The 18,679-nt window shown below is 56.0% G+C and carries 17 protein-coding genes; 9 read left to right on the top strand and 8 right to left on the bottom strand.

Annotated elements, in window-relative coordinates; translation table 11 throughout:
- The first annotated feature begins 30 nt into the window (after positions 1–30).
- The 5 genes from CJU81_RS17920 (at position 31) to CJU81_RS17900 (ending at position 5,460) form a co-directional block, all read left to right on the top strand.
- The gene (locus CJU81_RS17920) at positions 31–933 is read left to right on the top strand and encodes a glycosyltransferase family 4 protein (protein WP_095037696.1); all 903 of its coding nucleotides are present in this window, start codon (positions 31–33) and stop codon (positions 931–933) included.
- Positions 930–1,886 carry an NAD-dependent epimerase/dehydratase family protein gene (locus CJU81_RS17915; protein ID WP_095037695.1) on the top strand — a complete coding sequence of 319 codons (957 nt, stop codon included), beginning with the start codon at positions 930–932 and terminating at the stop codon, positions 1,884–1,886. Before CJU81_RS17920 ends, CJU81_RS17915 begins: the two co-directional genes overlap by 4 nt.
- Before the next feature lie 61 nt (positions 1,887–1,947).
- Positions 1,948–2,967 carry an MraY family glycosyltransferase gene (locus CJU81_RS17910; RefSeq protein WP_095037694.1) on the top strand — a complete coding sequence of 340 codons (1,020 nt, stop codon included), beginning with the start codon at positions 1,948–1,950 and terminating at the stop codon, positions 2,965–2,967.
- A gap of 55 nt (positions 2,968–3,022) precedes the next feature.
- Positions 3,023–5,020: a polysaccharide biosynthesis protein gene (locus CJU81_RS17905; protein WP_095037693.1), complete on the top strand. Its 1,998-nt coding sequence runs from the start codon at positions 3,023–3,025 to the stop codon at positions 5,018–5,020.
- Positions 5,021–5,130: 110 nt separating this feature from the next.
- Positions 5,131–5,460 carry a ComEA family DNA-binding protein gene (locus CJU81_RS17900; protein WP_095002782.1) on the top strand — a complete coding sequence of 110 codons (330 nt, stop codon included), beginning with the start codon at positions 5,131–5,133 and terminating at the stop codon, positions 5,458–5,460.
- Between the two features lie 63 nt (positions 5,461–5,523).
- Here CJU81_RS17900 and CJU81_RS17895 read toward each other — a convergent pair whose 3' ends face one another.
- A complete protein-coding gene (locus tag CJU81_RS17895; RefSeq protein ID WP_095037692.1) occupies positions 5,524–6,087 on the bottom strand; it encodes a TetR/AcrR family transcriptional regulator in 564 nt (187 codons plus the stop codon).
- Between the two features lie 138 nt (positions 6,088–6,225).
- On the bottom strand, positions 6,226–6,393 hold the full coding sequence (locus CJU81_RS17890; RefSeq protein ID WP_095037691.1) for a DUF2897 family protein: 168 nt from the start codon (positions 6,391–6,393) through the stop codon (positions 6,226–6,228).
- Positions 6,394–6,623: 230 nt separating this feature from the next.
- On the opposite strand from CJU81_RS17890, the gene pyrF reads away from it, so the two are divergent.
- Entirely contained in the window at positions 6,624–7,322 is a 699-nt protein-coding gene (pyrF, locus tag CJU81_RS17885; RefSeq protein WP_176464870.1) for an orotidine-5'-phosphate decarboxylase, read from the top strand.
- 51 nt (positions 7,323–7,373) lie between these two features.
- On the opposite strand, the gene CJU81_RS17880 is transcribed toward pyrF, so the two are convergent.
- A complete protein-coding gene (locus tag CJU81_RS17880; RefSeq protein WP_095037689.1) occupies positions 7,374–8,378 on the bottom strand; it encodes an NADP-dependent oxidoreductase in 1,005 nt (334 codons plus the stop codon).
- 195 nt (positions 8,379–8,573) lie between these two features.
- Between CJU81_RS17880 and CJU81_RS17875 the strand changes: the two genes are divergently transcribed.
- Positions 8,574–9,335: an SDR family oxidoreductase gene (locus tag CJU81_RS17875; protein ID WP_095037688.1), complete on the top strand. Its 762-nt coding sequence runs from the start codon at positions 8,574–8,576 to the stop codon at positions 9,333–9,335.
- Positions 9,336–9,339: 4 nt separating this feature from the next.
- Here the strand turns inward: CJU81_RS17875 and CJU81_RS17870 are convergent, their stop codons facing one another.
- Positions 9,340–10,530, bottom strand: coding sequence for a benzoate/H(+) symporter BenE family transporter (locus tag CJU81_RS17870; RefSeq protein ID WP_095028146.1), 1,191 nt, complete (start codon positions 10,528–10,530; stop codon positions 9,340–9,342).
- 227 nt (positions 10,531–10,757) lie between these two features.
- Here CJU81_RS17870 and CJU81_RS17865 point away from each other — a divergent pair, with 227 nt between their 5' ends.
- A complete protein-coding gene (locus CJU81_RS17865) occupies positions 10,758–11,525 on the top strand; it encodes a GntR family transcriptional regulator (protein ID WP_095037687.1) in 768 nt (255 codons plus the stop codon).
- A 285-nt stretch (positions 11,526–11,810) separates the two neighbouring features.
- Here the strand turns inward: CJU81_RS17865 and guaD are convergent, their stop codons facing one another.
- From guaD to xdhA, 4 genes are read right to left on the bottom strand one after another with little or no spacing between them, the layout of a single operon-like run.
- A complete protein-coding gene (gene guaD / locus CJU81_RS17860) occupies positions 11,811–13,109 on the bottom strand; it encodes a guanine deaminase (RefSeq protein ID WP_176464868.1) in 1,299 nt (432 codons plus the stop codon).
- The gene (xdhC, locus tag CJU81_RS17855) at positions 13,106–13,975 is read right to left on the bottom strand and encodes a xanthine dehydrogenase accessory protein XdhC (RefSeq protein ID WP_095037685.1); all 870 of its coding nucleotides are present in this window, start codon (positions 13,973–13,975) and stop codon (positions 13,106–13,108) included. The genes guaD and xdhC overlap by 4 nt, the downstream gene beginning before the upstream one ends.
- On the bottom strand, positions 13,968–16,343 hold the full coding sequence (gene xdhB / locus CJU81_RS17850; RefSeq protein WP_095037684.1) for a xanthine dehydrogenase molybdopterin binding subunit: 2,376 nt from the start codon (positions 16,341–16,343) through the stop codon (positions 13,968–13,970). The genes xdhC and xdhB overlap by 8 nt, the downstream gene beginning before the upstream one ends.
- Positions 16,336–17,793: a xanthine dehydrogenase small subunit gene (gene xdhA / locus CJU81_RS17845; protein WP_095037683.1), complete on the bottom strand. Its 1,458-nt coding sequence runs from the start codon at positions 17,791–17,793 to the stop codon at positions 16,336–16,338. Before xdhA ends, xdhB begins: the two co-directional genes overlap by 8 nt.
- Before the next feature lie 224 nt (positions 17,794–18,017).
- On the opposite strand from xdhA, the gene CJU81_RS17840 reads away from it, so the two are divergent.
- The gene (locus CJU81_RS17840) at positions 18,018–18,677 is read left to right on the top strand and encodes a GntR family transcriptional regulator (RefSeq protein ID WP_095028152.1); all 660 of its coding nucleotides are present in this window, start codon (positions 18,018–18,020) and stop codon (positions 18,675–18,677) included.
- Positions 18,678–18,679 lie beyond the last annotated feature (2 nt).

Genomic DNA, 18,679 nt, shown 5'->3' with positions numbered 1-18,679 from the left:
TCGGTACTCAAGTGTTTGTATTGGGTAGACATGGCAACACCTTACATCAGGTGTTGCACTTGTTCCTTGAGACCGCCCTCCCCAGACATTGTCCACGTGCATTCTTCAAAAGCCGGGATTATTGGAAGACTTGCTGCCAGAAGCCTTTCGTTACCGGTGGTTTTTACAGTTCATGGCTGGGCATTTACAGAAGGTGTCTCTTCCAAGCGACGCTTTTTATACAGGTGGATCGAGAGGATCATGTCCAGGTTTGCCAGTATGATTATCACGGTTTCGGATTATGATCGTAAGCTGGCCATTGATAATAAAGTTTCTGATCCTGAACGGATGATTACTGTTCATAATGGCATGCCAGAATCACATGAACATGCTGTTTTAGAGTTACATCCACCTCTTCTGAAGCTGATAATGGTTGCTCGTTTTGAAAAGCCAAAAAATCAGGCGTCTGTATTGCGCGCGGTGGCGGCATTAAAGCCTGAGAGTTGGAGCTTGGAACTTGTAGGTGATGGTCCTGAATTACAAGAAAATAAAAAACTGGCTGAGCAATTAAATATTCAGGATCGCGTTTTTTTTCCTGGTGCCTGTACACAGATTGCACACAGACTGGCTAACGCTGATGTATTCATCCTTGCATCCGACTGGGAAGGACTTCCATTGACTATTCTTGAAGCAATGCGGGCGGGCCTGCCTGTCGTGGCCTCTAATGTGGGAGGGGTGTCAGAAGCGGTTATAAATAATGTAACGGGCTTATTGGTTGAACGCGGTGATGACGCCGGCTTGACCAAGGCGATTGCCAGACTTATGGCGTCCCCGGAAACAAGAGTACAGATGGGAGCTGAAGCTCGTTCGAAATTTGAAAGCGAATTTACTTTCGATCTGATGCTCAGAAAAACGCTGAATGTTTATCACTCTGTCTTAGATGATGCGCTATGAGAGTTTTAGTCACAGGGTCCAGTGGTTTTGTAGGTGCAGCGCTCTGCAAAGAATTATGCTCTCTATCGGATGTTTTTGTTGTCGGCTCCAGTCGAAGTGAATGCATATTGTCAGTCGACAATTTTACATTCTTCAAATTTGATGATTCCTCTGAACCCTCGAACTGGGAAGATGCACTGCGTGGGGTAGATGTTGTTGTACATCTCGCCGCTCGTGCCCATGTGTTATCTGAAACCGGTCATGATCCTGCCGCACAGTTTCGAAAGGCTAATGTGATCAATACATTGGCTCTGGCAGAACAAGCCTTGGCTGCGGGTGTTCAAAGATTTATTTTTATAAGTTCCATCGGGGTCAATGGTGCATGCACTCATGAGCGTGCGTTCACTGAACTCAGTGTTCCTGATCCGCATGCGTTATACGCGGCGTCAAAATGGGAAGCTGAACAAGGACTCACGGCATTGTTAGAGGGCACTTCAATGGAGCTGGTAATTATTCGGCCACCCTTGGTCTATGCTGCCAATGCCCCAGGCAACTTTCGTCGTCTGCTGAAAATAGTGTCGTCTGGTTTGCCTTGCCCTTTGTCAATGGTAAATAATCGGCGTAGCTTAATCGCTCTCGAAAATCTGGTTGACTTTATTGTTACATGTCTTAAGCATCCGCTTGCTGCAAACCAGACATTCTTGGTTGCGGATAAACAGGCTGTATCCACTGCACAAATAGTTCAACGCCTGGCTTCGGGTATGGGGAGCAGGACGCGCTTGTTTCCGGTCCCTCCATTCATTTTGAAACTCGGGGCAGCCGCGGTTGGGCAAAAGTCGGCTTACCTGCAACTGTGTGAATCTTTGGAGGTCGACGCTACCAAGGCCTATTCAATGTTGTGCTGGACGCCTCCTGTGGACATTGAGTGCGCTCTAGAAAAAGCAGGGTATCAATTCAAGAATGGAATCGGTTAATCAAATCAAGTTGCAATGTTGAGCAGCAAAATTTGTTAACCATAAATGCGAGTGTTTTATCATGGAACTGTGGCTGTTGCTGCCCTTGGCTTTTGTTTTTAGTTTGTATATGACTGCTGTGATCAGGCGTTATGCACTGGCAAAAAATATTATCGATATCCCTAACTCAAGAAGTTCTCATTCAACCCCTACACCCCGTGGTGGAGGGGTGGCAATTGTTTTGACCTTTTTATTGGGATGCCCTGTTTTGGCGTTCTATGACACTATTTCCATGTCAGTTGCATTCACGCTTATTATTGCGGCTGGTGGCGTGGCGTTGCTCGGTTTTCTAGACGATCATGGGCATGTTGCCGCGAGATGGCGACTTCTCGGGCATTTTTCTGCAGCCATACTCTGTGTCTATTCATTGGGTGGACTGCCCCCGATGTTTTTCTTTGGTTTTAAGATTGATTTAGGCTGGGCTGGTGCACTGGCTGCAGTGTTATATCTGGTCTGGATGCTGAATTTATACAACTTTATGGATGGCATAGATGGTTTGGCCAGTGTTGAGGCCGTGTGTGCAAGTTGCGGTGCAGCCATCATATTCTGGCTGCTGGGCTACCATGATTTGGTCTGGCCTCCATTGCTGTTGTCTGCAACAGTGATGGGTTTTTTATACTGGAACTTTCCTCCGGCTCGAATATTCATGGGTGACGCAGGCAGTGGTTTCCTTGGGGTGGTACTTGGGTTTTTAAGTTTAATCTCAGCCTGGTCGGATTCGAAATTTCTATGGGTGTGGCTAATCCTTTTAGGCGTTTTTATAGTCGATGCTACGCTCACACTCTTCAGACGATTCTTGAGAGGGGAAAAAGTCTATGAGGCTCATCGAAGTCATGCTTACCAGTTTGCGGCTCGTCATTTCAACTCTCATCGGGTTGTGACATTGGCTGTAATTGGTATAAATGTTTTTTGGCTTTTTCCAATAGCCCTGTCTGTTGCTTTACTTGACCTGGACGGGTTGACAGGGATGCTTATTGCATATGCGCCAATATGTGTTCTTGCTTTCAAGTTTGGTGCGGGGCAAGCTGAGCTCAAGGGTTAGCATTAAAAATGTCTGCAAGGTGGTGTGTGGGATTTACTATTTGGGCGAGGTCAGTATGAATAATATTCGAACATTTTTGCTACGCTTGTCTCGACGGCAAAAACGCTTCATACAAGTTGCTACAGATATCTTGTTGGTGTGGTCGGCTTTATGGTTTGCCTTTGTCGTTCGTCTCGGCATCGACGACATGATCAACCCAGTAAAAATGCATTTTTGGCTGTTTATTGCTGCCCCTTTAATCGCCATCCCCCTGTTTATCCGCTTTGGCATGTATCGCGCCGTAATGCGCTACTTCGGCAACGATGCCCTTATCGCGATTATCAAGGCAGTCAGTCTCTCATCGCTGATCTTGGCGGTTGTCGTTTATTGGTACAGCAACCATGACAACGTTGTCCCCCGTTCGATCATCTTCAACTACTGGTGGCTGAGCCTGATCATGCTCGGTGGTTTGCGCCTGGCCATGCGTCAATACTTCCTGGGTGACTGGTTTGCGGCAGCTCAGCATGTGCCATTCACCAGTCGCGATGACGGCCTGCCTCGCGTCGCCATTTACGGCGCCGGTGCCGCGGGTAACCAGCTGGTTGCTGCCTTGCGTATGGGCCGAGTCATGCGCCCTGTTGCGTTTATTGACGATGATGAAAGTATTGCAGATCGCATCATTTCCGGCTTGCAGGTTTACAAACCCGAACATATTCAGCAGATGATCGAACGTACCGGCGCCCAGGAACTGCTGTTGGCAGTCCCTTCTTCGTCCCGTGCACGTCGCCGCGAGATTTTGGGTTTGCTGGAAGGTTTCCCTCTGCACGTTCGTAGTGTCCCCGGTTTTATGGACCTGGCCAGTGGTCGGGTCAAGGTGGACGATATCCAGGAGGTGGATATCGCCGATTTGCTCGGGCGCGACCCGGTGCCCGCGCAAGGTGAGTTGCAGGAGCGTTGTATCAAGGGCCTGTGTGTCATGGTTACAGGTGCCGGTGGCTCGATTGGCTCGGAGCTGTGCCGGCAGATCCTGGCCTTGAAGCCGACCACGTTGCTGCTGTACGAACACAGCGAATTCAACCTGTACAACATATTTGGCGAGCTGGAGCGGCGGGTCGGTCTGAAGTCGCTTTCGGTGAAGGTGCTGCCGATCCTGGGTTCTGTGCGTAATTCGCACAAATTGCTGGATGTAATGAAGACCTGGCATGTCGATACGGTGTATCACGCTGCGGCCTATAAACATGTGCCAATGGTTGAGCACAATATTGCCGAAGGTGTGCTGAATAACGTCATCGGTACGCTCAACACCGCTCAGGCGGCCTTGCAGTCGGGTGTGTCGAACTTCGTTCTGATTTCCACCGACAAGGCTGTGCGGCCGACCAATGTGATGGGCAGCACCAAGCGTCTGGCCGAGATGACGCTACAAGCGCTCAGTCGTGAAGTTGCGCCTGTGTTGTTTGGCGACTCGGCCAATGTGTCAAGGGTGAATAAAACCCGTTTCACCATGGTGCGTTTTGGCAATGTGCTGGGATCTTCCGGCTCGGTGATTCCGCTGTTTCACAAGCAGATCAAGGCAGGTGGCCCGCTGACAGTGACTCACCCCAAGATCACCCGCTACTTCATGACCATACCCGAGGCGGCTCAATTGGTGATACAGGCCGGCTCAATGGGGCAGGGGGGCGATGTATTTGTGCTTGATATGGGTGAGCCGGTGCGCATTGTGGAACTGGCCGAGAAAATGATCCATCTCTCCGGTTTCAGCGTTCGCTCGGATAAAAACCTGCATGGCGACATTGAGATCGAGTTCACCGGCTTGCGCCCTGGTGAAAAGCTTTACGAAGAATTACTGATTGGCGATAACGTAGTCGCGACCCGGCACCCCATGATCATGTGTGCCAACGAGGACATGTTGCCCTGGGATGAGCTCAAGCAGCGACTGTCGCAGCTACTTGATGCTGTTGATCAGGATGACTATGTGCGCGTGCGCCAGCTGTTGCGCGAGACGGTCAGTGGTTATGCGCCTGAAGGTGAAATCGTTGACTGGATTCATCAGCAACGCCGTGCTGAGCCGTCCTGAGTACATACCCTGCAACGCTCTGATTTTTGACACTCTATAACCAGCGGCTAAGTTTGAAATACAGCTCAGGAAAGCTGTTTTCAACTTAACGATGTTATGGAGTGTCAATTATGCGTACTGCTTTTCTCTCGTCGATTTTCTTTGCCTTGATGGTCGGTGTTTCCAGTGTGGCCCATGCTGCACCTGCGGCCGGTGCAGTTGAACCGGTTGTTGCTGCGCCAGTAGTGCTGGATGCCAAAGTGGTGACGATCAACATCAATACCGCAGATGAGGCGACCCTGCAGCGTGAGCTTTCTGGTGTAGGTGCTGTTAAAGCCAAGGCGATTGTGGCTTATCGCGAGGCCAATGGTGACTTTACTTCGGTTGATGAGTTGCTTGAGGTCAAAGGGATAGGCAAGGTTATTTTAGAGAGAAACCGCGACAAGATCGTAATCAGCTAAGCCAGGTAACTGAACGAAAAAAGCCAGTCATTGACTGGCTTTTTTGTGCCTGACTGCAAGCATTCAGGCATGTGGCGCTGATTGTTTCAATGCACTGCGCGTGACTTCGAGAATCTTCTGTTTCAGTGTGTCGCTCTCTGCGCCGCGAGCGAGAACCAGTGCACCTACCAGTGTGGCGAAAATCACAATGCTTTTGTCTTCGGTGTCTGACCCTTGCAGGGTTGCTTGTATCTGTTCGAGCCTGGCACTGATGACATGGTCGGTGGTTGCACTTGCCTGGCCCTGTTGTGCCATTTCTGCGGACATGGTCGGTAACGGGCAGCCCTCATGAGGTGAGGTCAGATGCCATTCAGACAAGTAAGCATCAATAAACGCGTGCAGGGGGTGGGGCTGGCTGAACAGTTCGGCGCAAATGCCGTCAACCTGGGTGGCTGCATGCTGCAAGGCTTTTTCTACCAAATCGTTTTTGGATGAAAAATGGGCATAGAAACCACCGTGAGTGAGACCCAGTGATTTCATGAGGGGTTGCAGGCCAGTTGCACCAATACCGTGTCGTCGAAAAAGCCCGGATGCTTCTTTAACGATGCGCAGATGAGTTTGGGCTTTATGATCTTGTGAGTAGCGCATGGCAGGTGTCTCTTTATGCAATGGATCATCATAGCGTCGACTTTCAAACAGATGCAGTGGGCAATCATGCAACTATTTGTAGGGTTTTCCCTACCCGATGCTCATTCCTTGGCATTCAGGCCCTGAGCGCTTGCCTGACTATCTGTCTTTTGATTCCTTGGCGTCCATTTCAGCATTGCGTTCGGCAACACGTTTACGTTGCTCATCGGTCAGTTCCACTTTATTGGCGGTTTCACGCAGCGTCATCAGGGCGCCTACGATAACACCGATGGCGACGACGAGAATTAACCAGGCATACCAAGGCATAGAGTGTTCTCCGTGTTGAATGCAGCGCAGGGAATGGTTTGCGCTGTCAGCTGCTGTTTATTCTGTTTAGTGAGTGGGTGTTTATAGCTTTCAGTGTAGGCCGGTTATTCCGTCATGTGCGGTATAACCTTGGTAAAGACTAAAAACGTGAATTTACGATCATCGGGTGCCTGTGAGCGGCTGGTTCCGCTACAATGCGCGCCGATTTCGACCAGCCTGAGAACCCGCTAATGTCCGACTGCCAGACTCCTATTATCGTCGCCCTGGATTTCCCAACGCGTGACGCCGCACTGAAACTGGCTGATCAGTTGGACCCCAAGCTGTGCCGCGTCAAGGTGGGCAAAGAGCTGTTCACCAGTTGCGCTTCGGAAATTGTCGGCACTTTGCGTGACAAGGGTTTTGAAGTGTTCCTGGACCTGAAGTTCCACGATATCCCCAATACCACGGCAATGGCGGTCAAGGCCGCAGCTGAAATGGGCGTATGGATGGTTAACGTTCATTGTTCGGGCGGTTTGCGGATGATGGCCGCTTGCCGCGAGATACTCGACAAACGCACCGGCCCGCAACCTTTGCTGATCGGCGTGACAGTATTGACCAGCATGGAGCGTGAAGACCTGGCCGGTATTGGCCTGGATATTGAGCCGCAGGAGCAAGTGTTGCGTCTGGCCGCCCTGGCCGAGAAGGCCGGTATGGACGGTCTGGTATGTTCTGCCCTGGAGGCGCAAGCGCTGAAGGCCGCGCACCCGGGCCTGCAACTGGTAACCCCGGGGATTCGCCCTGCGGGCAGTGCGCAGGACGATCAGCGTCGTATCCTGACTCCTCGCCAGGCACTGGATGCAGGTTCTGATTATCTGGTGATCGGGCGTCCTATCAGCCAGGCTGCTGATCCGGCCATGGCTCTCGCCGCTGTGGTAGCTGAGCTGGCCTGATGAGGCTGTGTGCGGGAGCTGGCCAGCCAGCTCCCGCAGTTATGCTTTGTTTCAGACCTTTAGTACAAGCTTGCCGTGATTTTCCCCGCTGAATAGCTTCGCCAGGCTCTCCGGGAAGCTTTCCAGGCCTTCAACAATATGCTCTTTGCTTTTCAACTGGCCTTTGAGCAGCCATCCCGCCATTTCCTGCCCGGCCACTGCATAGCGATCGGCGTAGTCCATCACCACAAAGCCTTCCATACGCGCGCGATTGACCAGCAGTGACAAGTAGTTGGCCGGACCTTTTACGGCTTCCTTGTTGTTGTACTGGCTTATTGCACCGCAGATGATGACTCGTGCCTTGAAATTTAAACGGCTCAGTACCGCGTCGAGTATTTCGCCGCCCACATTGTCGAAAAATACGTCCACGCCTTTGGGGCATTCACGCTTGAGGCCTGCGAGTACATCTTCGCTCTTGTAGTCGATGGTGCCGTCGAAGCCGAACTCATCGACCAGCCGCGCGCATTTTTCCTGTCCACCGGCGATGCCCACTACGCGGCAGCCCTTCAACTTGGCGATTTGCCCGGCAATGCTGCCAACAGCACCCGCTGCGCCGGAGATCACCACGGTGTCTCCTGCTTTGGGTGCGCCGACGTCCAGCAATGCGAAGTAGGCGGTCATGCCGGTCATGCCCAGTGCGGACAGATACACCGGCAGCGGTACCAATTTCGGGGCGACCTTGTAGAAACCGCGGGGCTCACCGACGAAGTAATCCTGTACGCCCAGGGCACCGTTGACGTAATCCCCTACAGCAAAGCCCGGGTGCGCCGAGGCTATGACCTTGCCCACACCCAGGGCGCGCATCACGTCGCCAAGTGCGACCGGCGGGATATAGGACTTGCCTTCATTCATCCAGCCGCGCATGGCCGGGTCGAGGGACAGGTATTCGTTTTTGACCAGTATCTGGCCATCCTTGGGCTGTACCACGGGCACTTGCTGGAAGGTGAAGGTGTCACGGGTTGCTGCACCGACTGGACGTTTGGCGAGCAGGAATTGGCGGTTTGTCTGGTCAGTCATTGCTATAACTCATTGGAGATTGATCACTGTAGATAGACCTTCTCAAGCTACACGGCAAGTGAATGCGTGCTAGCGAATAGGCTTTTATCAGTGGTGGTGATGGTTGTAGGCAGGGTTTTATCACTCGGATAAATAAGTAGATGACTGTGCCTGAGCGTTTCGGGACACAGATGCATTCTGCTGAGGGTTACAACAATGGGCATGACGTTTACGGGGCAAGTGGCGTTGGTGACGGGCGCCGGTGCAGGAATTGGCCGGGCTACCGCCCTTGCGTTTGCTGGTGAAGGCCTGAAGGTGGTGGTGGCTGATCGCGATGTGGCTGGCGGCGAAGAGACTGTGGCGCAGATAAAGGCTGCAGGTGGCAATGCAATATTCGCAGGCTGCGATGTGACTGTGGAAGCGCAGGTCAAGCAACTGATGGAGCAGGCAATCAGCACCTACGGTCGTCTGGACTATGCCTTCAACAATGCGGGGATCGAGATCGAGCAAGGGCGTCTGGCTGACGGCACCCTGGACGAGTTCGACGCGATCATGGGGGTGAACGTCAAGGGCGTGTGGTTGTGCATGAAATATCAGTTGCCATTGATGCTGGCCCAGGGCGGTGGGGCGATCGTCAATACCGCCTCGGTGGCCGGGCTGGGCGCTGCGCCGAAAATGAGCATCTACTCGGCGTCCAAGCATGCGGTGATCGGATTAACCAAATCTGCAGCCATTGAGTATGCGAAAAAGCATATTCGGGTCAACGCCGTGTGCCCTGCGGTGATCGATACCGATATGTTTCGCCGCGCTTATGAGGCCGACCCCCGCAAGGCTGAATTTGCCGCAGCGATGCACCCGGTGGGGCGTATCGGCAAGGTCGAAGAAGTGGCCAGCGCCGTCTTGTACCTGTGCTCGGACGGCGCAGCGTTTACTACCGGCCATGCGCTGGCGGTCGATGGCGGGGCACTGGCAATCTGATCGCTCAGCGTGATTTTACATTCAGGATCATGAGGGTCAGCACACCCGCGACAATACCCCAGAAAGCCGAGCCGATTGAAAACAGGGTCATACCCGATGCGGTCACCATAAAGGTGACCAGGGCAGCCTCACGCTCCCTGGCTTCGCCCATGGCAATGCTCAGGCCGTTCATGATCGAGCCGAACAGTGCCAGTGCGGCAATTGACAGCACCAGTTCCTTGGGCAATGAGGCGAACAGGGCGGCCAGGGTGGCACCGAATATGCCGGCGATGCCATAGAAAATTCCGCACCATACGGCTGCGGTATAGCGTTTTTTCGGGTCTTCGTGGGCATGGGGGCCGGTGCAGATGGCCGCACTTATTGCCGCCAGGTTGATGCCGTGGGAGCCGAATGGGGCGAGCAGCAAGGAAGCTACCCCGGTGGTGGTGATCAGCGGCGAGGCGGGCACGTCATAGCCATCGGCCCGCAGTACGGCAATGCCCGGCATGTTTTGCGAGGTCATGGCCACTACAAACAGGGGAATGCCGATGCTGATGGTTGCCGCCAGCGAGAATGACGGTGTGGTCCACACCGGGACGGCCACTTCAAGGGCAAAACCGCTGAAGTCCAGCAGCCCGAGCATGCCCGAGAGCAGGGTGCCGATCAGCAGCGCTGCCAGCACGGCGTAGCGCGGCGACAGACGCTTGACGATCAGGTAGGTGAAAAACATGCCGATCACCAGGCCGGTGCGATGTTGCGCGGCGACGAAAATTTCGCTGCCGATCTTGAACAGGATGCCCGCCAGCAATGCGGCGGCCAGGGATGAGGGGATGCGCTTGACCAGGCGCTCAAAACTGCCGGTGATGCCACAGATAATCACCAGTACCGCGCAGGTGATATAGGCTCCGATGGCTTCACCGTAACTGACGCCGCCCAGGCTGGTGATCAGCAGGGCCGCGCCCGGAGTGGACCAGGCGATGGTGATCGGTGTGCGATAACGCAAAGACAAGCCTATGCTGCAAACAGCCATGCCGATCGACAGTGCCCAGATCCATGATGAAATCTGCCCGCTGGTAAGTCCCGCTGCCTGACCCGCCTGGAACATCAGGACCAGGGAGCTGGTGTAGCCGGTCATCATGGCGATAAAGCCTGCGACCACCGCCGAGGGCGAGGTATCTGCCAGTGGGTGTAAGCGCGGCTGCGGGGTGTCGGTCATGGAACGGTCTTCCTTGTGTGCTATAGGAGTTCGGGCAGGCGACAAGCCTAAACGTAAAGGTTGCATTCGGTTGCGATACAGCAGGGTTCGTAAACGACCGTACAGTCGTACTGGCACTCTGCTTTGTGTACAATGCGCCCTGTTTTTTGCATTAATTTCTGGTCGGTGACACCCGTTTACGTACTAACGTAATCCCTTATTCGCCGCCGCTTCCCACACGAGTGCCCATGAACGAACAGTTGCAGCCTCTCAAGAAACAACCCCGCGCCGGCAAGGCCGGCCGCAGTGGAACCCAGGACGATATCGTCTACGCGCATATTTTCGAGGCGATCCTTGAACAGCGTCTGGCGCCTGGCACCAAGTTGAGTGAAGAGGCTCTGGGCGAAATCTTCGGCGTGAGCCGCACCATTATTCGTCGCGCTTTGTCGCGTCTGGCCCATGAAGGGGTTGTATTGCTGCGCCCCAATCGCGGTGCAGTTGTGGCGAGTCCGAGCGTTGAAGAAGCTCGTCAGGTGTTTCTGGCCCGGCGACTGGTTGAAAAGGCCATTACCGAGCTGGCGGTGGTGCATGCCACGGCGGATGATTTGGCGCAGTTGCGCAAGATGGTGCAGGACGAGCGCGACAGTTTTTCGCGGGGCGATCGCGGTGCCGGTATTCGCCTGTCGGGCGAGTTCCACCTTAAGTTGGCCGAAGCAGCGAAGAATGCGCCGCTGATCAGCTTTCAGCGCAGTCTGGTGTCGCAAACGTCGTTGATCATTGCCCAATACGAAAGCGGTACCCGTTCGCACTGTTCTTACGATGAGCACATGCAGTTGATTGATGCCATTGAAGCCCGTGATGCCGACCAGGCCGTGCACCTGATGATGCACCATATGGATCACATTGATAGCAAGCTCAACCTTGACGAAGAAAGCGCCTCGGATGACTTGCACGCGGTGTTTTCGCACTTGCTGCAAACCAAGGGCAAAAGCCCTCGGCCTGCTGCCAAGCTCTGAACTGCGTGTAGCCGTGTACATCCGTTGTAGCCGCTGAAGAGCGAAGCTAGGCTACAAGCTGGGGAAAAGTGATGGCTGACAGCCCCTCACCCTAGCCCTCTCCCGGAGGGAGAGGGGACTGACCGTACGCTGCCTCAAGATCTCCACTGATCAGCTCCCTCTCCCTCCGGGAGAGGGTTGGGGTGAGGGGCTTTTGATTACGCTGGGGCTCTGAATCGTCGCACCCTCGCTCCCGCTGGGAGGTGGGCTTGACCTGCCACAGAGTATCTTCAAGGTTTCAAGGATTCACCGCTGATGCACCAGGCGGCCTGCTGCATAGGTTTGCTGCACGGTACGGTCGTCGCCCAAGGTCATCAATACAAACAACGTTTCGGCGATGTTTTTTGACTGTTTCAGGCGATAGCTCATCAGTGGTGTAGCGTTGTAGTCCAGTACCAGGAAGTCAGCGTCGCTGCCCGGTTGCAGATTGCCGATCTTGTCTTCCAGGCGCAGTGCCCGCGCCCCGCCCAACGTAGCCAGATACAACGATTTGAACGGATTGAGGCGTGCACCCTGCAGTTGCATGACCTTGTAGGCTTCGTTCAGGGTGTTGAGCAGCGAGAAGCTGGTCCCCGCGCCGACATCCGTGCCCAGGCCCACATTGAGTTTGTGTTTCTCGGCCATCGGCAGGTTGAACAGGCCGCTGCCCAGGAACAGGTTGGAAGTCGGGCAGAACGCTACTGCTGAACCGGTCTCGGCCAGCCGCGCACATTCCTCGTCACACAGATGCACACCGTGGGCAAACACCGAGCGTTCACCCAGCAACTGGTAGTGGTCGTACACATCCAGATAGCCTTTGCGCTCAGGGAACAGCGACTTCACCCACTCGATTTCCTGAAGGTTCTCGCTGATATGGGTGTGCAGATACACATCCGGGTATTCGCCCAGCAACTTGCCCGCCAGGGTCAATTGTTCCGGGGTACTGGTCGGCGCGAAGCGCGGGGTGACGGCATAGTGCAGGCGGCCCTTGCCGTGCCAGCGTTCGATCAGCGCCTTGCTTTCGCTGTAGCCGGTTTCGGCGGTGTCGGTCAGATAATCCGGGGCGTTGCGGTCCATCATCACCTTGCCAGCGATCAGGCGCAGGTCCAGACGCTGTGCAGCCTCGAACAAAGCGTCTACCGATTGCGGGTGTACGCTGCCAAAGACCAGGGCCGTGGTGGTGCCGTTGCGCAGCAGTTCCTTGAGGAAAACATCCGCCACTTCGTCAGCATGGGCCTTGTCAGCGAACTGGTTTTCGCACGGGAAGGTATAGGTGTTGAGCCAATCAAGCAGTTGCTCGCCATAGGCGCCAATCATTCCGGTTTGCGGGAAATGGATATGGGTATCGATAAAACCGGGGGTGATCAGTGCGTCTTGGTATTCGGTCACTGCAACGTCGTCGGCCAGTGTGCCAAGCAGTTCGCTGGCCGGGCCGACGGCCTTGATTCGGCCGTTGTCGACGATCAGCAGGCCGTCTTCGAAATACTCATAGGAGGCCTCGATCCCGACTTCGGCAGGGTCGGCGATGCTGTGCAAAATGGCGGCGCGGTAGGCTTTACAGGTCATGACAATTCTCGGTTTGTGGCATGGCTGCGTCGTGAAGACGGCAGCAATTGTTTAATGGATTCCGTTGACGCGCTGTCGGCGCTCGCAGTGTGCTGGCCGAAATGGGTGTTGTAGGTGGCGATGATTTCGCCGGCGATGGAAATCGCGATTTCAACAGGCAATTTGCCTTTGACTTCGCTCAAGCCCATCGGGCAGCGCATGCGCTGCAAAGGTGAGGCAGCGATACCGCGCTCACGCAGGCGATGTTCGAACTTCACGCGTTTGGTTTTGGAACCAATCAAGCCGAAGTAGGTAAAGTCGTTGCGTTTGAGCAGGGCAGCGCTGAGTTCCAGGTCCAGGGCGTGATTATGCGTCATGACGATGCAGTAGCAACCCGTTGGCAGTGCATCGACCTCGTCAACCGGCTCATCGGTGACGATTTTTTCCACGCCCGGGGGGATGACTGACGGGAATTCCTGTTCTCGTGAGTCGATCCAGCGTACCCGGCACGGCAGGCTGGCGAGCAGGGGCACCAGGGCCCGGGCCACATGGCCGGCGCCAAATACCGCAATGTGCGCCTGTACCTTGCCCATGGGCTCGAACAGCAGTACGGCCACCCCTCCGCAACACTGGCCAAGGCTGGCGCCGAGGCTGAACCGTTGCAGATGGGTATCGTGCTTGCCGCTGCTGAGCATCTGGCGGGCAATTTCCATGGCCTTGTACTCCAGATGACCGCCGCCAATGGTGTCGAAGATTTTATCAGCACAAATAACCATCTTCGAACCGGCATTGCGCGGGGTAGAGCCCTGCTCTTCGATGATGGTCACCAGCACGCAAGGTTCGCCTTGCTGCTGCAGCTCGGCCAGGGCGCTGATCCAGTTATTCATGCTGATCTCCCGACAGGCTTTTGCGCATTTGCTCACAACCCCACAGCACCCGTTCCGGGGTGGCAGGGGCGTCAATCGCAGGTTGCACGCGATAGTCGGCCAGGCTTGCCACTGCGTCCTTGATCGCGCACCACGCGGCGATGCCGAGCATGAACGGTGGCTCACCGACGGCCTTGGAATGGAACACGGTGTCTTCGGGGTTCTTGCGGTTTTCCACCAGGGTCACGCGCAGGTCCAGCGGCATGTCGGCAACCGCCGGGATCTTGTAGCTGGCCGGGCCGTTGGTCATCAGCTTGCCCTTGGCATTCCATACCAGCTCCTCCATGGTCAGCCAGCCCGCGCCCTGGATATAGCCGCCTTCGACCTGGCCGATGTCGATGGCCGGGTTCAGCGAGGCGCCGACATCATGCAAGATATCGGTACGCAACATTTTGTATTCGCCGGTCAGGGTGTCGACGATGACTTCGGCGCAGGCGGCGCCAAAGGCAAAGTAGTAAAACGGACGACCGCGAGCCTGGCTGCGGTCGTAAAAAATCTTCGGGGTTTTGTAGTACCCGGTGCTTGAGAGCGACACCTGGCCGAAGTAGGCCTGCTGGATCAGGTCTTCAAAACTGAGGATCTGCTCGCCAATACGCACCTGGCCGTTGTGAAAGATCACCGCCTGTTCGTCTACCTGATACTTGCCGGCTGCAAACTCGATCAGCCGCTGCTTGATGGTTTCGGCTGCGTTTTGCGCGGCCTTGCCATTGAGGTCGGCGCCGCTGGATGCTGCTGTAGGTGAGGTGTTGGGGACTTTGTCGGTGTTGGTTGCGGTAATCTGGATGCGGCTGATATCCACCTGGAACACCTCGGCCACCACTTGCGCAACTTTGATATTCAAGCCCTGGCCCATCTCTGTGCCGCCGTGGTTGAGATGGATGCTGCCGTCGGTATAGATGTGGATCAGCGCGCCGGCCTGATTGAGGAAGCTGGCGGTAAAGGAGATACCGAACTTGACCGGGGTCAGTGCCAGGCCTTTTTTCAGGAACGGGCTGGCGGCATTGAACGCCTTGATCGCTTCGCGGCGTTCGGCGTACTGGCTGCTGGCCTCCAGGTCGGCGGTCATTTCTTCCAGCAGGTTGTGTTCCACGGTCTGGTAGTAGTGGGTCACGTTGCGTTCGGTCTTGCCGTAGTAGTTGGCCTTGCGCACCGCCAGCGGGTCGAGGCCCAAGTGGCGGGCGATGCGGTCCATGACTTCTTCGATCGCAACCATGCCCTGCGGGCCACCGAAACCGCGATAGGCGGTGTTTGAAGCCGTGTTGGTTTTACAGCGATAGCCATTGATCGTCGCATCGCCCAGGTAGTAGGCGTTGTCGGCATGGAACATGGCTCGGTCGACGATGGAGTTGGACAAGTCCGGCGAACAGCCGCAGTTGCCCGCCAGGTCCAGCACGATGCCCTGCAAGCGGCCGCTGGCGTCGAAACCAACGTCATATTCGATATAAAACGGGTGGCGCTTGCCGGTCATCAGCATGTCTTCGACCCGTGGCAGGCGCATCTTGGTCGGTTGCCCGGTGAGGCGTGCCACCACGGCGCACAGGCAGGCGGGGCTTGCGGCCTGGGTCTCCTTGCCGCCAAAACCGCCGCCCATGCGGCGCATGTCGACGACGATCTTGTTCATTGATACATCAAGGACCTCTGCCACCAGTTTCTGCACTTCAGTGGGGTTCTGGGTGGAGCAGTAAACGATCATCCCGCCGTCTTCGGTAGGCATGACCGATGAAATCTGGGTTTCGAGGTAAAAGTGCTCCTGCCCGCCGATATGCAGATTGCCCTGCAGGCGATGTTCGGCCCCGGTCAGCGCGCCGGCAGAGTCGCCGCGCTGATGGGTGTGGGTATCGAGCACAAAGTGCTTCTGGCGCAGGGCCTGCACCACATCCAGCACCGGCTCCAGGTCTTCATATTCGATAATGGCGGCCATTGCCGCCCTGCGCGCCGTGTCCAGATCGCATGCCGCCACGGCCAGGACGGGCTGGCCGACAAACTCCACCTTGTCGATGGCCAGCAGCGGATCGCCTGGCAGCAGCGGGCCAATGTCCTTCAGGCCGGGGATATCTTCGTGGGTGATTACCAGGCGCACGCCTTCGAAGGCGTAACAGGGCGTGGTGTCGACACGCAGGATTCTGGCGTGGGCGCGGTCGGACAGGCGTGCGAAAAGGTGCAACTGGTTGGGGAATTCTAAGCGGTCATCGATGTACTGCGCCTCGCCGCTGACATGTTTTTCGGCGCTGTCATGCTTGACGCTGCGACCTACGCCGGTTTTCAAATCCTGCTGGAAGAGGGCGGCCAGCTCGGCCTGGGTCGGGGCAACCTTGTGATGGTTAGACATAAGCTGTTACCCGCGTCTCAAGATGTGGCGTTTGCAGTTCGATGAAGTACTTGCGCAGCAGGTTTTGTGCGCTTAACAGCCGGTATTCCTTGCTGGCGCGAAAGTCCGAGAGCGGGGTGAAGTCGGTGGCCAATGCGCTGCAGGCGCGTTCGATGCTGGCGCTGTTCCAGTCGGCACCGAGCAGGGCGGCTTCGCAGGCTCCGGCACGTTTGGCGATGGCGGCCATGCCGCCGAATGCCACGCGGGCGCCGGTTACCACGCCATTGTCGATTTGCAGGTTGAAGGCTGCGCAGACGGCGCTGATGTCATCGTCCAGGCGCTTGGAGATTTTGTAGGCGCGAAATGTCTGGCTGGGATCGGCGCGGGGGATGATGATCTTTTCGATAAATTCACCCTCCTGGCGCGCGGTAACCCGGTAATCAATGAAGTAGTCTTCAATCGCCAGCGTGCGCTGGCTTTGGCCCTTGCGCAGCAACAGCTGAGCGCCGAGGGCAATCAGCAGCGGAGGTGAGTCGCCAATCGGCGAAGCATTGCCGATATTGCCGCCCAAGGTGCCCTGATTGCGGATTTGCAGTGAGGCAAAACGCTGCAGCAGTTCGCCAAAGTCCGGGTGCTCGGCATTGAGCGTGGCATAGGCATCAGTCAGCGAAACGGCGGCGCCGATTTCAATGCGATCGACAAAGTGCTCGATGCGCTTCATTTCGGCGACGTTGCCGACGTAGATCATGACCGGCAGCGGGCGATGAAACTGGGTCACCTCCAGTGCCAGGTCGGTACCGCCTGCCAGCAGTCGGGCCTGGGGCTGGGACTCGTACAGCTCGGCCAGGTCGCTGACGGTCAAGGGCAGCAGGCAACGCTTGTCACCGCTGTTGAGTTCACCTGTCTGGGTCGGGGCAATGCGCTTGAGCAGGGCGATGGTCGCGTCTTGCCCGGCATCGAACTGATCCTGCTGCCCGGCGTCACAGGCTTGTGCGGCCGCGGCCAGGATGGGCCGGTAACCGGTACAGCGGCACAGGTTGCCTGCAAGCGCTTCGTGGGCTTGATGGCCATCAGCCTGGCCGCTACTGTTTTTTTGCAAGGCAAACAGCGACATGACAAACCCCGGGGTGCAAAAGCCGCACTGCGAGCCGTGGCAGTCAACCATCGCCTGTTGCACGCTGTGCAGTTGGCCCTGGTGCTTCAAGTCTTCGACGCTGATCAATTGTTTGCCGTGCAGTGCCGACACAAAGGTCAGGCACGAATTCAGGCTGCGATAGCGCAGCCGCTCAAGGCCCTTGTCGTCCGTGTGCAGTTCGCCGACCACCACTGTGCAGGCGCCGCAGTCACCGCTGGCGCAGCCTTCTTTGGTGCCGGGTTTGTGCAGGTGCTCGCGCAAGTAGTTGAGCACAGTCAAGTTGGGGTCTAGCGTGTGCTCGGTGCGCAGCGTCTGATTGAGTAGGAACTGGATCACGGAAGGCCTCGCATAATCATTATTGTTGTAACGCGGGATAAGCTGAAATCTAGCTAAAGTTGACCTGCGGGTCAAGAAATAGCGCTCGCTCATCCCTGTGATTGATATCCGGGGGATTTATTTGCTTATTTCGTGCCATATTCGGCCTCCGGGGCTCTGCGCGAGGGCCCACCAAGTGCGTTACACTTCGCCCCTGCACTGATAAAAGATTTTGAAGGTAAAACATGACGTTCAAGGCGCCGGACAGCCTCGCCGAGCAAATCGCTCACCACCTCGCCGAACGCATCATTCGCGGCGAGTTAAAGCCTGGGGAACGCATTCAGGAACAGAAAGTGACGCTGGCACTCAATGTCAGTCGTGGCTCTGTGCGCGAAGCCTTGCTGATCCTGGAGCGGCGACATCTGATCGCCATCCTGCCGCGTCGTGGCGCTCATGTGACCGAGCTCACGGCGCACAAGGTGCAGAGCCTGTGCACGCTCATGAGCGAGATGTACATCCTGCTCGGCAATGCCGTCGCCCAGCGTTGGGCGGTGCCGGCTGATCTGGGGCCGTTCCTGCAGATCCAGCAGCGCCTTGCCGCCAGCTATGAGCGCCAGGACATCAGCGCCTTCGTTGAAGACAGCTTCAATGTGATGCGTGCGGCGTACCCGTTTGCCGACAACCCGTACCTGCAGGAAACCGTCGAGAACCTGCACCCGGCCATGAGCCGCGCCTATTACCTGGCGCTGGATCAGCGCAAGGCGGAGATGAGCGAGTTTCTGGCATTGTTCGCACAGTTGCTCGAAGCCGTTCTGGCGCGTGACCTGGCGCAGATTCGCGTGGTGCTGAGCAGCTATGCCCAGCGCAGCTGCAACCTGGTGCTGTCTGCCTTGACGGTTGCCTGAGC

It is taken from the genome of Pseudomonas fragi, assembly GCF_002269505.1.
GTDB lineage: Bacteria > Pseudomonadota > Gammaproteobacteria > Pseudomonadales > Pseudomonadaceae > Aquipseudomonas > Aquipseudomonas fragi_D.
The sequence above is the reverse complement of the archived record's forward strand: the minus strand, read 5'-3'. Positions and strand labels throughout refer to the sequence as shown.